At 70.9% G+C, this 12,969-nt stretch carries 15 protein-coding genes and 1 tRNA gene; 13 read left to right on the forward strand and 3 right to left on the reverse strand.

Features of this window, described 5'->3' with window-relative positions:
• The first annotated feature begins 38 nt into the window (after positions 1 to 38).
• The 3 genes from MFF56_RS07125 to MFF56_RS07135 all read left to right on the forward strand — a co-directional run bounded on the left by MFF56_RS07125 (position 39) and on the right by MFF56_RS07135 (position 1,637).
• Positions 39 to 305 carry a zinc-finger domain-containing protein gene (locus MFF56_RS07125; protein ID WP_066919983.1) on the forward strand — a complete coding sequence of 89 codons (267 nt, stop codon included), beginning with the start codon at positions 39 to 41 and terminating at the stop codon, positions 303 to 305.
• Positions 306 to 322: 17 nt separating this feature from the next.
• Positions 323 to 1,504, forward strand: a complete 1,182-nt coding sequence (locus MFF56_RS07130; RefSeq protein ID WP_066919984.1) for an FAD-dependent oxidoreductase — start codon at positions 323 to 325, stop codon at positions 1,502 to 1,504.
• A 46-nt stretch (positions 1,505 to 1,550) separates the two neighbouring features.
• Positions 1,551 to 1,637 (forward strand) — tRNA-Leu (locus tag MFF56_RS07135).
• 14 nt (positions 1,638 to 1,651) lie between these two features.
• Here the strand turns inward: MFF56_RS07135 and mgtE are convergent.
• Positions 1,652 to 3,019 (reverse strand): magnesium transporter, encoded by a 1,368-nt coding sequence (mgtE, locus tag MFF56_RS07140; RefSeq protein ID WP_066927224.1) that lies wholly within the window; start codon positions 3,017 to 3,019, stop codon positions 1,652 to 1,654.
• Between the two features lie 309 nt (positions 3,020 to 3,328).
• Between mgtE and MFF56_RS07145 the strand changes: the two genes are divergently transcribed.
• The 3 genes from MFF56_RS07145 to pqqA (MFF56_RS07155) all read left to right on the forward strand — a co-directional run bounded on the left by MFF56_RS07145 (position 3,329) and on the right by pqqA (MFF56_RS07155) (position 3,815).
• The gene (locus MFF56_RS07145; protein ID WP_156454010.1) at positions 3,329 to 3,475 is read left to right on the forward strand and encodes a hypothetical protein; all 147 of its coding nucleotides are present in this window, start codon (positions 3,329 to 3,331) and stop codon (positions 3,473 to 3,475) included.
• Positions 3,476 to 3,576: 101 nt separating this feature from the next.
• Positions 3,577 to 3,666 carry a pyrroloquinoline quinone precursor peptide PqqA gene (pqqA, locus tag MFF56_RS07150; protein ID WP_238229886.1) on the forward strand — a complete coding sequence of 30 codons (90 nt, stop codon included), beginning with the start codon at positions 3,577 to 3,579 and terminating at the stop codon, positions 3,664 to 3,666.
• 59 nt (positions 3,667 to 3,725) lie between these two features.
• A complete protein-coding gene (pqqA, locus tag MFF56_RS07155) occupies positions 3,726 to 3,815 on the forward strand; it encodes a pyrroloquinoline quinone precursor peptide PqqA (protein WP_018042171.1) in 90 nt (29 codons plus the stop codon).
• Positions 3,816 to 3,947: 132 nt separating this feature from the next.
• Here the strand turns inward: pqqA (MFF56_RS07155) and ldtR are convergent, their stop codons facing one another.
• Both ldtR and MFF56_RS07165 read right to left on the reverse strand, forming a co-directional pair.
• Positions 3,948 to 4,457 (reverse strand): transcriptional regulator LdtR, encoded by a 510-nt coding sequence (gene ldtR / locus MFF56_RS07160; RefSeq protein WP_066926576.1) that lies wholly within the window; start codon positions 4,455 to 4,457, stop codon positions 3,948 to 3,950.
• A gap of 161 nt (positions 4,458 to 4,618) precedes the next feature.
• The gene (locus tag MFF56_RS07165; RefSeq protein ID WP_197430724.1) at positions 4,619 to 5,056 is read right to left on the reverse strand and encodes a DUF6163 family protein; all 438 of its coding nucleotides are present in this window, start codon (positions 5,054 to 5,056) and stop codon (positions 4,619 to 4,621) included.
• 172 nt (positions 5,057 to 5,228) lie between these two features.
• Between MFF56_RS07165 and hemB the strand changes: the two genes are divergently transcribed.
• From hemB to MFF56_RS07200, 7 genes are all read left to right on the forward strand, one after another.
• The gene (gene hemB / locus MFF56_RS07170) at positions 5,229 to 6,284 is read left to right on the forward strand and encodes a porphobilinogen synthase (protein WP_066926573.1); all 1,056 of its coding nucleotides are present in this window, start codon (positions 5,229 to 5,231) and stop codon (positions 6,282 to 6,284) included.
• Positions 6,281 to 6,655 carry a hypothetical protein gene (locus MFF56_RS07175; protein WP_238229887.1) on the forward strand — a complete coding sequence of 125 codons (375 nt, stop codon included), beginning with the start codon at positions 6,281 to 6,283 and terminating at the stop codon, positions 6,653 to 6,655. The genes hemB and MFF56_RS07175 overlap by 4 nt, the downstream gene beginning before the upstream one ends.
• A gap of 156 nt (positions 6,656 to 6,811) precedes the next feature.
• Complete coding sequence (locus MFF56_RS07180; RefSeq protein WP_066926571.1) at positions 6,812 to 7,300, forward strand: RDD family protein; 489 nt, start codon at positions 6,812 to 6,814, stop codon at positions 7,298 to 7,300.
• Between the two features lie 140 nt (positions 7,301 to 7,440).
• A complete protein-coding gene (locus MFF56_RS07185) occupies positions 7,441 to 8,187 on the forward strand; it encodes an arginyltransferase (RefSeq protein ID WP_066926569.1) in 747 nt (248 codons plus the stop codon).
• 193 nt (positions 8,188 to 8,380) lie between these two features.
• The gene (carB, locus tag MFF56_RS07190; RefSeq protein WP_066926567.1) at positions 8,381 to 11,854 is read left to right on the forward strand and encodes a carbamoyl-phosphate synthase large subunit; all 3,474 of its coding nucleotides are present in this window, start codon (positions 8,381 to 8,383) and stop codon (positions 11,852 to 11,854) included.
• A 102-nt stretch (positions 11,855 to 11,956) separates the two neighbouring features.
• Complete coding sequence (gene greA, locus MFF56_RS07195; protein WP_197430725.1) at positions 11,957 to 12,433, forward strand: transcription elongation factor GreA; 477 nt, start codon at positions 11,957 to 11,959, stop codon at positions 12,431 to 12,433.
• Between the two features lie 7 nt (positions 12,434 to 12,440).
• Positions 12,441 to 12,962: a hypothetical protein gene (locus MFF56_RS07200; protein WP_066926563.1), complete on the forward strand. Its 522-nt coding sequence runs from the start codon at positions 12,441 to 12,443 to the stop codon at positions 12,960 to 12,962.
• The last annotated feature ends 7 nt before the right edge of the window (positions 12,963 to 12,969 follow it).

The raw sequence follows: 12,969 nt of genomic DNA on the forward strand, positions 1-12,969 counted from the left end.
GGCCGCCCGCGCGGCTCTCACGAGCAGCAGGGCGGCAGATGGCTGACAAGGCGGTTCCGCACTTCCACAACGACCTCGGCGTGCCCGTCATCGAGGTCGGGGCGCGCGAGTTCATGTGCATCGGCGCGCGCCCGCCCTTCGACCATCCGCACGTCTTCCTCGACATGGGCGCGGACGACGAGATCATCTGCCAGTACTGCTCCACGCTCTACCGCTACCGCGCGGGGCTGAAGGCGACCGAATCGAACCCGCCGGCCTGCCTGTGGGACGACAGCAGCACGGCGGGCGGCGCCAAGGCGGCCTGAGCGCGCCCGCGCCGGCCGTGGCCGCGCTCGACATCGCCGTCGTCGGCGCCGGCATCGGTGGTTTGACCGCCGCGCTCGCGCTCGCCGACGCCGGGCACCGGGTCACGCTCGTCGAGCGGCGCACCGGCTTCAGCGAGGTCGGAGCGGGTCTGCAGCTCTCGCCGAACGCCAGCCGGGTCCTCGGCGATCTCGGGCTCGGCGCGGCGCTGCGGCGCGCGGCCAGCGAGCCGCCGGGCGTCGTGGTCCGCGCCCTCGACAGCGGTCGCCGGATCGGCGGCGTCAGCCTCGGGGCGACCGCCCGCGAGCGCTACGGCGCGCCCTACTATGTCATCCACCGGGCCGACCTGCAGACGGTGCTTCTCGATGCGGTGCGGGCGCGGCCCAACATCCGCCTCCTCGTCGGGCGCGGCGTCACGGGGCTCTCCGAGGGCGCCGACGGCGTCGCGCTGACCTGCGAGGGCGACGTCCGGGTCGATACGGTGGAGGCCGACCTCGCGATCGGTGCGGACGGCCTCCACTCGCGCGTCCGCGGCCATCTCGACCCCGCGCCCCTGCGGCCCGGCCACATGGCGGCTTGGCGCGCGGTGCTCCCGCGCGAGGGCCTGCCCGACGGGCTCGGCGGCGCGGAGACCGGCCTCTGGCTGGGGGCCGGCCGCCACGTCGTCCACTACCCGATCCGGGGCGGCCGCTTCCTCAACGTGGTGGCGATCGTGCCCGAGCGGCAGGGCGACGCGGATTGGGGGCGGATCGGCGACCCCGCGGTGCTCCGCACGCATTTCCGCGGCTGCGCGGCGCCGCTGCGCGCGCTGCTGGCCATGCCCGATTCCTGGCTGGTGTGGTCGCTCGCCGAGCGCGCGGTGGCGCGGCCGATCGCCCGCGGACGGGTGGCGCTGCTGGGCGACGCCGCCCACCCGGTCCTGCCCTTCCTGGCGCAGGGCGCGGCGCTCGCGATCGAGGACGCGGCCGTGCTCGTCCGCTGCCTCGCCGCGGGGCCGGTTCCGGACGCGCTCCCGGCCTACGCCGCCGCCCGGGCGCGCCGGGTCGCGCGCGTGCAGCGCGCCGCCCGCGGCAACGGGCGCACCTATCACGCCGGCCCGCTGACCGCCTTCGCCCGCGACCTCGTGATGCGCCGCCTCGGGCCGGACGGGATGCGCGAGCGCTACGCCTGGCTCTACGGCTGGACGCCGGACCCGGCCTGACTGCCCGCTTGATCTCGGGCGGGCGCCCGGCTACCGCTCGGCCCGCGCGGACGTGGCGGAACCGGTAGACGCACGAGACTTAAAATCTTGCGGCCGCAAGGCCGTGCGGGTTCGAGTCCCGCCGTCCGCACCACCCGCCGCGGCGCCTCACAGCAGCGTGCCGCGCAGGATCACCAGCGCCACCGAGAAGTAGATCACCAGCCCGGTGACGTCGACCAGCGTCGCCACGAAGGGCGCCGAGGCGGTGGCCGGATCGAAGCCGACGCGCTGGAGCGCGAAGGGCAGCATCGAACCCGCGAGCGAGCCGAAGGTGACGATGCCGACGAGCGCCGCGCCGACGGTCGCCGCGACCAGAGGCCAGTGCGGGCCGTAATCGTAGAGCCCGGCCTCCTGCCAGATCGCGATGCGGGCGACCGCGATGGTGCCCAGGATCGCGCCGAGGACCAGCCCGGTCGGCAGCTCGCGCAGAGCCACCCGCCACCAGTCGCGCAGGCGGATCTGGTGGAGCGCCAGGGCGCGGATCAGCAGGGAGGTGGCCTGCGAGCCGGAATTGCCGCCCGAACTCATGATGAGCGGGATGAACAGCGTCAGCACGAGCGCCCGCTCCAACTCGCCCTCGAAGCCCTGCATGGCGGATGCCGTCAGCATCTCGGAGAGGAACAGGGCGCAGAGCCAGCCGGCCCGCTTCCGGATCATCGTGAAGAAGCCGATCTCCATGTAGGGCTCGGGCAGCGCCTCCATGCCGCCGAAGCGCTGCACGTCCTGGGTCTGCTTGGCCACCATCGCGTCGATGATGTCATCGACCGTCACGATGCCGATGACGTGGCCGACGGCGTCGACCACGGGCAAGGCCAGCAGGTCGTACTTGGAGATCAGGCGGGCGGCCTCCTCGCGGCTCGCGGTCGGCGTCACGCTGAGCGGGCGCCGCTCGGGGGCGACCGCGAGCACGCTGTCCCCCGGCTCGCCCGCGATGAGGCGGCGCAGCGGCACCGCCTTCGTCAGCGTGCCGGTGCGCGGGTCGAGCACGAAGATCGCGTAGATGGTCTCGCGGGTGCGCTCGACCTGCCGGATGTGGTCGAGCGTCCGCGCGACCGTCCAGGTCGCCGGCACGGTGACGAACTCGGTCGTCATCAGCGAGCCGACCGTCTCCTCGCCGTAGGCGCTGAGCCGGTCGACCGCACCGCGGGTCTCGGCGTCGAGGCGAGCGCGCAGGTCCGAGCGGCCGGGCTCCTCGATCTCCCGGAACACGTCCGTCACCCGGTCGGCCGACATGCCCGTGAGGTAGGCGGCGACGCGGTCGCGGGGCAGGATCTCGATGATGTCGGCCGCGCAGGCGAGCTCGGGCTGATCCAGCACCTCGACCGCCCGCTCGAACGACAGGCCGAGCAGGATCGCGGCGGCGACCTCGGGCGCCTCGGCGTTCAGCGCCTCCACGATGTCCGGCGCGCGCTCATCGGAGAGCCGGGCCGCCAGCACGGAGGGCTCGACCCGGAGGGGGGTGACGATCTCGTTCATCGGCCTCGCCTCGCCTTCGAGGCGACGGCTCCCGCGCGTCCGGCCGAGCCCGGGCGCGCGGAGGGCCCGCGTGAGGGTCTCAGGCGGGCGGGCGCATCACGGGTCTCGGCGAAGGCGGTCGGTCGGGTCCGTCGCTGGGCATCGCTGATATCGGGTGAGTCGTCGGCCTGAGCCGGCGCGGCTCCGATGCGCCTCGGCGCGGAAACCGTCAAGGCCGCGGCCTCTCGTGCCCCCGCCGTCCAGCCGTCACAGCGAAGCAGGGACGGGATCGATGCGCCTTGACGATCCAGGCATCCGAACGCTCGGGGCGTGTATGCCGGAACCGTCACCGGCTTCGCCTACCTCGTGCACGTCGCCGCCCTGCGCGCCATCCTCGACGGCGCGGGGGCTGTCGCGGACGCCTGCGCCGGGTCCCGGCAGCCCTTGCCGGACGGGCCGGGCGGGGACGCTGGCTGAGGCGCGCAGCAGGCCGCCTATGAGAAATATAAGTGGAGGGCCCGCTTGTATTGCGCCCAACAGATCACCTATGTTTCCTCCATCAACAGAGGAGAAACGCCATGGCTTGGTCCGCCCCCGTCGTCCAAGAAATCTGCGTCGGCATGGAAGTCACCAGCTACGAATCGGCTGAGATCGACACCTTCAACTGATCCGGCGGCTGCGCGAGCGTCCGCGCGCCGAACCCCCGATCCCATTCAGGAGAGACATCATGACTTGGTCCGCCCCCATCGTTCAGGAAGTCTGCGTCGGCATGGAAGTCACCAGCTACGAATCGGCTGAGATCGACACCTTCAACTGAGCCGACGGCCGCTGAAGCGGCCCGTCGGGGCGCCGCCTCTCCGGAGGCGGCGCCCTTTCTCGTTGTGCGAACGCATCGGGGGCCGGGACGCTTGACGCGCCCCGGCCCCCGATGCGTTCCGGCCCCGAGCGATCAGAGGCGGTAGCGGATCTGGTCGGTCCAGAAGCGCTCCAGGCGGCCCAGCGCGACGTTGAGGCGGCCGAAATCGTCCTCCGAGATACCGCCGATCGGCGCGATCGTGCGGGCATGCTTGTCGTAGAGGCCCTGGATGATGTCGTGGATCGCGCGGCCCTTGTCGGTCAGCGAGATCCGCACGGCGCGCCGGTCCGTCTTCGAGCGGGCATGGTGCAGGAAGCCCAGCTCGACCAGCTTCTTCACGTTGTAGGAAACGTTCGAGCCGAGATAGTAGCCCTTGGTGCGCAGCTCGCTCGCGGTGAGCTCCTTGTCGCCGATGTTGTAGAGCAGCAGCGCCTGGACGCTGTTGACGTCCTCGCGGCCCCGGCGCTCGAACTCGTCCTTGATCACGTCGAGGAGGCGGCGGTGCAGCCGCTCCACCAGATGCAGGGCCTCGAGGTAGGCGCCCGCCGCCGGCAGAACCTCGGGGGCGGCGGTCTCGATCGCCTTGGTCGCCTGGGTCTTCATCCTCTGCCTCGCCTGATCCGGTTGTGCCGGCCGCCGCTGTCCGGCGCCGCTTATGGGTTCAACCTAGGTGCCGGGAATGAAAGGCGGTTTAAGCGACAGGATGAATTGGCGATTTACTTCTATGGGTAAACGCAAACTGAAGGGTCGCGACAACTTTCCGTTTACCGCACCTCGCGCGCTGCCGACCAAGACAGGAGGAAGTAGATCAGCACAATACTGATCTGTGCGCCGATCAACGCCACCGGCATCGGCAGCAGCAGCGGCGTGAGCAGCGCGAGCGTCACCGAGGAGGTGACGGCCAACAGCCAGATCACGCCACCCCAGGCGCTGGTCAGCCAGAGCCCGATCGCCGCGGTCGCGTCGATCACCGCGAAGTAGACGATCGCGGCCTGCCGCCCGAAGGGCTCGGCCTCGAAGGGCCGGCCTCCCGGCCACGCGTCGAGGATCTGGATCCAGGACCAGACGCCCTTGGCGAGCCAGATCAGGGCGGTGACGCGCATGAACCAGATCAGCGCCGTGTCCCAGGTGGATTTGCGGGCCGTGGCGCTCCGCTCGATGCGGTCCCCGCCGAGATCGGGCTCGCGTCCGCGTGCCTGCATGCGCATCACCTTGCTGTTCCACCTGCCTCCGCGCGCCCGGCCCGCTTAGAGGGCGCCCCCGGGCTCGCGTCAACCGCGGGGCAGGCTCGCGGCCAGAGGCTTCGACAGGTCCGGCGGATATGCTAGGCCCCGCTGAAGGCCTCAGGCATTCCATCGTTTCCGGTGACCCGAGATGTCGCACGACACGCCCGAACCGCGCCCGCTCGCCGTCGAGGCGGCCCGGACCACGGCCCGCCCCGGCCTCGCCATCACCCAGCGCCCGCGCCGCAACCGCAAGGCCGCGTGGTCACGCCGGCTGATCCGCGAGAACACGCTCACCGTCGACGACCTGATCTGGCCGCTCTTCGTGATCGAGGGCGAGGGACGGCGCGAGCCGATCGCCTCGATGCCGGGCGTCGAGCGCCTGAGCGTGGACGAAATCGTGCGCGATGCGGAGCGGGCGGCCCGGCTCGGCATCCCGGCCGTGTCGTTCTTCCCCTACACCGAGGCGACCCTGCGCGACCCCACGGGCTCCGAGGCCTTGAACCGTGACAACCTCGTCTGCCGGGCCGTGCGGGCGGTCAAGCGCGCGGTGCCGGAGATCGGCGTGATGACCGACGTCGCGCTCGACCCCTACACCAGCCACGGCCACGACGGCCTCCTCGAAGAGGGAGCGATCCTCAACGACGAGACCGTGGCGCTCCTCGTGGAGCAGAGCCTGATCCAGGCCGAGGCCGGCACCGACATCATCGCGCCCTCCGACATGATGGACGGGCGCGTCGGCGCGATCCGGGCGGCGCTCGACAAGGCGGGCTTCCTCGACGTGCAGATCATGGCCTACGCGGCCAAGTACGCCAGCGCCTTCTACGGGCCGTTCCGCGACGCGATCGGCACCAAGGCGGCGCTCGTCGGCGACAAGCGCACCTACCAGATGGACCCGGGCAATTCCGACGAGGCCCTGCGCGAGGTCGCGCTCGATCTGGCAGAGGGCGCGGATTCGGTGATGGTGAAGCCCGGCCTGCCCTATCTCGACATCATCCGGCGGGTGAAGGACGAGTTCGGCGTGCCGACCTTCGCCTATCAGGTCTCCGGCGAGTACGCGATGCTGGAGGGCGCGGCCCGCAACGGCTGGCTCGACGGCGACCGGGCCATGCTGGAGAGCCTGCTGGCCTTCAAGCGCGCGGGCGCGGACGGGGTGCTGACCTACTACGCGCCGCGCGTCGCCGAGCACCTGCGCGCCGGAGCGTGAGCCCGGGCCTGCGCGCCGGCTTCGTGGGCGCGGCGACGCTCGCGGGCCTCCTGGCCGGCCTGGCCACCTGCGAGAACAGCCTGCAGCGCGAGCGCGTCGCCCTCTGCCGCCGCGCCGTGCCGGCCCTGGTTCCCGCGGAAACAGGCCTGCGCATCCTGCGCGCCGGCGCGGGCGCGACGCCCGACAGCGTGCGGATCGACTACGCGGTCGGACCTCGCCCGCACTGGGCGCTCTGCCGCTTCGGCGCAGATACGGAGATCGCGGGTATCACGACGGACCGCCAGAATCTGAGCGGGGCCTCGCTCTACCTTCTCAAGCGGTTCTACCTCGACACGCCGGACGCGGCGGAAGCCGATCCCGGCGAGCGGTGAGGGTCGCACCCTGCTCCGAAGCGGCGGCCGCGCGCCCTGCGGCCTCGCCTCCCCCCTCTGCGGGGAGGGAGAGCGGCGGCGGGGATCTTGAGCACGGCGCCTGCCCTCCCCACCTCATCCTCCGAAAAGAATCCCGCCGCGCGAGGATGCGACACCATGCAGAGCCCCCGCCCCGGTTACGCCCCCCGCTACGACGCGCCCGGCTACCTGCCGCCGGTGCCGTTGCCGGCCGTGCGCGCCAGCCTCGGCGCGCGCTTCTGCGCCTACCTCCTCGACATCGTCTTCATCTTCGGCTTCTCGCTGCTGCTCTGGCTGGCGATCGCCGTGATCGGCCTCGTCACCTTCGGCCTCGGCTGGACCCTGTTCGCCGTGCTGCCGGCGAGCGGCATCATCTACAGCGCGATCACGGTCGGCGGATCGCGCCAGAGCACGCTCGGCATGCGGATGATGGGCCTGCGCGTGGTCGCACCCGAGAGCGGGCGCCCTGTCGACATGCTCACGGCGGCGGTGCACGCCCTGCTGTTCTACGTGGCGATCACGACGTTCCTGCTCTGGTTCGTCGACATGATGTTCGGATTGATGCGCAGCGACCGGCGCCTCGGCCACGACCTCCTGCTCGGCCTCGCGGTCGTGCGGGCCGGTTGAGGCGGTCGATCGGACTGCGACCGCGGGGAGCCGAGAAATATGTTCGGCAACCCTCTCGCCCCATTGAGCGACGGCGGACGGGCGTTACACTTGAGCATCGGCCCGGCGCTGCCGCCGGGTCGCCCGAGGCGATCTGACGCGTGACGAGCCACCCGCGCGATACCCCGCAATTCTACCTCACGGCGCCCTCCCCTTGCCCCTACCTGCCGGGGCAGGAGGAGCGGAAGGTCTTCACCCATCTCGTCGGGCGGCGTGCGCGCGACCTCAACGAGATCCTGACGCAGGGGGGCTTTCGCCGCTCGCAGACCATCGCCTACCGGCCGGCCTGCGAGTCCTGCCGGGCCTGCATCTCGGTGCGGGTGGTGGTGGACGACTTCGCGCCCTCGGCGAGCCAGCGGCGCATCCTCGCCCGCAGCGAGGATCTCGTCGGCGCGGCCGAACCGAACCGGCCGGCCTCCGAGCAGTACGCCCTGTTCCGGCGCTACCTCGACGCGCGCCACGGCGACGGCGGCATGATCGACATGACCGTGCTCGACTACGCCATGATGATCGAGGACAGCCACGTCGACACGCATCTGGTGGCCTATCGCCGCCGTGGGCCCGACACGGCGATCAACGGCCGCGGCAGCGGGCCGCCGGTGGCCTACTGCCTGACCGACGTGCTCGCCGACGGCCTGTCGATGGTCTACTCGTTCTACGATCCTGCCGAGGCGCACCGCTCGCTCGGCACCTTCATGATCCTCGATCACATCGCCCGCGCCCGCGCGCTCGGGCTGCCGTATCTCTATCTCGGCTACTGGGTCGAGGGCTCCCGCAAGATGGACTACAAGGCCCGCTTCCGGCCCCAGGAGCGGCTGATGGGCCAGGGCTGGGTACGGGTGCCGTGAGACCATCGGTGCACGGTGCTTGCATGCGCCGCGCACAGGGGATGATCCCGGCGCTCCGTCACCGCCCTTCCCAAACCCGAGGCGTCGCGTGTAAACGCGCGTCTCAACGACATTCCGACCATCGCGCCCGACCGCGTGGCCCCATCGGGGGACCGTGCGCGACCGGGCGCGTGCCCGTGACAGAAGGCCGAGCATGCCCAAGCGCACCGATATCTCCTCGATCCTGATCGTCGGTGCGGGCCCGATCATCATCGGCCAGGCCTGCGAGTTCGACTACTCGGGGACCCAGGCCTGCAAGGCGCTGCGCGAGGAGGGCTACCGCATCGTCCTCGTCAATTCGAACCCCGCGACCATCATGACCGACCCGGACATGGCGGACGCGACCTATGTCGAGCCGATCACCCCGGAAGTCGTCGCCAAGATCATCGAGAAGGAGCGCCCCGACGCGATCCTGCCGACCATGGGCGGGCAGACGGCGCTGAACTGCGCGCTCTCGCTCCAGAAGATGGGCGTGCTCGAGAAGTTCGGCGTGCAGATGATCGGCGCCACGGCGGAAGCCATCGACAGAGCCGAGGACCGGCACCTCTTCCGCGACGCGATGACCAAGATCGGGCTGGAGACCCCGAAATCGGCGCTCGCCAACGCCTCGGCGGCCAAGAAGGCCGACCGCGAGAAGTACCTCGCCGAGGTCGCCCGCATCGAGGCCGCTAATGCCGAGCCGGAGGCCCGCAAGGCCGCGCTCGCCGCTTTCGAGAACAAGTGGGCGGCGGGCGAATCCGAGCGGCGCAAGCGCTACGGCGAGCACGCGCTCGGCCAGGCGCTGATCGCGCTCGCCGAGGTCGGTCTGCCGGCCATCATCCGCCCGTCCTTCACCATGGGCGGCACCGGCGGCGGCATCGCCTACAACCGGGAGGAGTTCCTCGACATCGTGGAGCGCGGCATCGACGCCTCACCGACGAACGAGGTGCTGATCGAGGAGAGCGTGCTCGGCTGGAAGGAGTACGAGATGGAGGTCGTTCGGGACAAGAACGACAACTGCATCATCGTCTGCTCCATCGAGAACATCGACCCGATGGGCGTCCACACGGGCGACTCGATCACGGTGGCGCCCGCGCTGACGCTCACCGACAAGGAATACCAGGTGATGCGCGACGCGTCGCTCGCGGTGCTCCGCGAGATCGGCGTCGAGACCGGCGGCTCGAACGTGCAGTTCGCGATCGACCCGGCCACCGGCCGCATGATCGTGATCGAGATGAACCCGCGCGTCTCGCGCTCCTCGGCGCTGGCCTCCAAGGCCACCGGCTTCCCGATCGCCAAGGTCGCGGCCAAGCTCGCGGTCGGCTACACGCTGGACGAGATCGCCAACGACATAACGGGGGGCGCGACGCCGGCCTCGTTCGAGCCGACGATCGACTACGTCGTCACGAAGATCCCGCGCTTCGCCTTCGAGAAGTTCCCCGGCGCCGAGCCGACCCTGACCACCGCGATGAAGTCGGTGGGCGAGGCCATGGCGATCGGCCGCTGCTTCGCGGAATCGCTGCAGAAGGCGCTCCGCTCGCTGGAGACGGGGCTCACCGGCCTCGACGACATCGAGATCGAGGGCCTCGGCAAGGGCGACGACCACAACGCCATCAAGGCGGCGCTCGGCACGCCGACCCCGGACCGCCTGCTGAAGGTCGGCCAGGCGCTGCGCCTGGGCGTCAGCGCCGCGGAGGTGCACGCCTCCTGCAAGATCGACCCCTGGTTCCTGGAGCAGCTCCAGGGCATTATCGATCTGGAGAACCGGGTGCGGGCCCACGGCCTGCCCGGCACGGCCGGCGCCTTCCGCCAGCTCAAGGCGGCGGGCTTCTCCGACGCGCGCCTCGCGGTGCTGGCGGGCCTGGAGGAGGCCGAGGTGCGGGAGAAGCGCCGCGCGCTCGCGGTGCGCCCGGTCTTCAAGCGCATCGACACCTGCGCGGCCGAGTTCAAGTCGCCGACCGCGTACATGTACTCGACCTACGTGGCGCCCTTCGCCGGCACGGTCGTGGACGAGGCGCTGCCCTCGGACAAGAAGAAGGTCATCATCCTGGGCGGCGGCCCGAACCGGATCGGCCAGGGCATCGAGTTCGACTATTGCTGCTGCCACGCCTGCTTCGCGCTGTCGGACGCGGGCTACGAGACCATCATGGTCAACTGCAACCCGGAGACGGTCTCGACCGACTACGACACCTCCGACCGGCTCTATTTCGAGCCGCTGACCCAGGAGGACGTGCTCGAGATCATCGAGACCGAGCGGCAGGCCGGCACGCTGCACGGTGTGATCGTGCAGTTCGGCGGGCAGACCCCGCTCAAGCTCGCCCGTGCACTCGAGGCCGCCGGCGTACCGATCCTCGGCACCTCGCCCGACGCGATCGACCTCGCCGAGGACCGCGACCAGTTCAAGCGCCTCCTCGACAAGCTCGGCATGAAGCAGCCGAAGAACGGCATCGCCTACTCGGTCGAGCAGAGCCGGCTTGTGGCGGCCGACCTCGGCCTGCCCTTCGTGGTGCGCCCGAGCTACGTGCTCGGCGGCCGCGCCATGGCGATCATCCGCGACGAGGCGCAGTTCGCCGACTACCTGTTCGACACCCTGCCGAGCCTGATCCCCTCCGAGGTCAAGTCGCGCTACCCGAACGACAAGACGGGGCAGATCAACACGGTGCTGGGCAAGAGCCCGCTCCTGTTCGACCGCTACCTCTCGGACGCGGTCGAGGTGGACGTGGACGCGGTCTGCGACGGGCAGGACGTCTACATCGCGGGCATCATGGAGCACATCGAGGAGGCGGGCATCCACTCGGGCGACTCAGCCTGCTCGCTGCCGCCGCGCTCGCTCAGCGCCGAGATCATCGCCGAGCTGGAGCGGCAGACCAGGGCGATGGCGCTCGCCCTCAAGGTCGGCGGCCTGATGAACGTGCAGTACGCGATCAAGGACGGCACGATCTACGTGCTGGAGGTGAACCCGCGCGCCTCCCGCACGGTGCCCTTCGTCGCCAAGGTGATCGGCGAGCCGATCGCCAAGATCGCCGCCCGCGTAATGGCGGGCGAGGCGCTGGCGAGCTTCGGCCTGAAGCCGAAGACGCTGCAGCACATCGCCGTGAAGGAGGCGGTCTTCCCCTTCGCGCGCTTCCCCGGGGTCGACGTGCTGCTCGGGCCCGAGATGCGCTCGACCGGCGAGGTGATCGGGCTGGATGCCGGCTTCGGCGTCGCCTTCGCCAAGAGCCAGCTGGGTTCCGGCACGCAGGTGCCGAAGGCCGGCGCGGTCTTCGTCTCGGTGCGCGACGGCGACAAGGAGCGCATCCTGCCGGCGGTGCGCCTGCTCGCCGAACTCGGCTTCACCGTGCTCGCCACGAGCGGCACCCAGCGCTTCCTCGCCGAGAACGGCGTGCCGACCGAGCGCATCAACAAGGTGCTGGAAGGCCGCCCGCACGTGGTGGACGCCATCAAGAACGGCGAGATCCAACTCGTCTTCAACACCACGGAAGGCGCCGGCGCGCTCTCGGACTCCCGGTCCCTGCGCCGGGCGGCCCTCTTGCATAAAGTGCCGTACTACACCACTCTAGCCGGCGCGATGGCCGCGGCCGAAGGGATCCGTGCCTACCTCGAAGGCGATCTCCAGGTCCGCGCCCTGCAGGAATATTTCGCGGCCTGACGCTCCGGCTCGCCGGCCGCGAACCGTGAATCCGACCTCTGGCCCGGAGGGAGCGATGCCGCTCCCGTCCGGGCCTATTCATTGTGGCGTGGGACGATGAGCATAGACAAGGTTCCGATCACGACCCGCGGTTACGCCGCTCTCGAGGAAGAGCTGAAGCACCGCCAGCAGGTCGAGCGTCAGCGCATCATCCAGGCGATCTCCGAGGCCCGCGCCCTCGGCGACCTGTCGGAGAACGCCGAGTACCACGCCGCCAAGGAGGCGCAGTCCCACAACGAGGGCCGCGTGATGGAACTCGAGAGCATGATCGCGCGCGCCGAGATCATCGACGTCACGAAGCTCTCGGGCAGCAAGATCAAGTTCGGTGCCACCGTGCAGCTCGTGGACGAGGACACGGAAGAGAAGAAGACCTACCAGATCGTGGGCGAGCCCGAGGCCGACGTGCGCTCGGGCCGCGTCTCGATCACCTCGCCGATCGCCCGGGCGCTGATCGGCAAGGGCGTGGGCGACACCGTCGAGGTGACGACCCCCGGCGGCGGCAAGTCCTACGAGGTCGTCGCCGTCCGGTACGGCGGCTGAGGGGACGATGGCTGGATCCTGGCTGAGACGGCTCGCGCTTCTCGCCGCGGGCACCCTGGCGCTCGCGGGCCCGGTCGCGGCGCAGCCCGGCACCGACACAGGCCACTGGACGCCCGCCTTCTCGGACGTGCAGGTCGACGTGCGTCCGCTGCTCGCTCAGGGCGGCGGCCTGCCGGCCGAGGCGCTCCGGGCTGACCTGACGGCGGCCCTGCGGCGCAGCCTCGCCGACCGCCTCGGCGGCCGGGGCCCGCGCCTCGTCGTGCGCATCACCGGCCTGTCGCAGCGCGCCTACGTGGGCGGCAATGTCGGGCGCGGCGGCCTCGGCGGCGGCAATCAGAGCGACTACCTCGACGGCGAGGCGCTCCTCGTCGATCGCGGCGGCGCCGTGATCGCCCGCCACCCGCAGCTCACGGCGATGCCGTCGAGCTATGGCGGCGCGTGGTACGACCCGGCCAACGAACGGCGCCGGATCGCGGCCATCGCCGACATCTATGCCCAGTGGCTCGGCCGCGAGCTGCCCGGCCGGTGAGCGTGCA

This window comes from Methylobacterium hispanicum (assembly GCF_022179285.1).
GTDB classification, from domain to species: Bacteria; Pseudomonadota; Alphaproteobacteria; order Rhizobiales; family Beijerinckiaceae; genus Methylobacterium; species Methylobacterium hispanicum.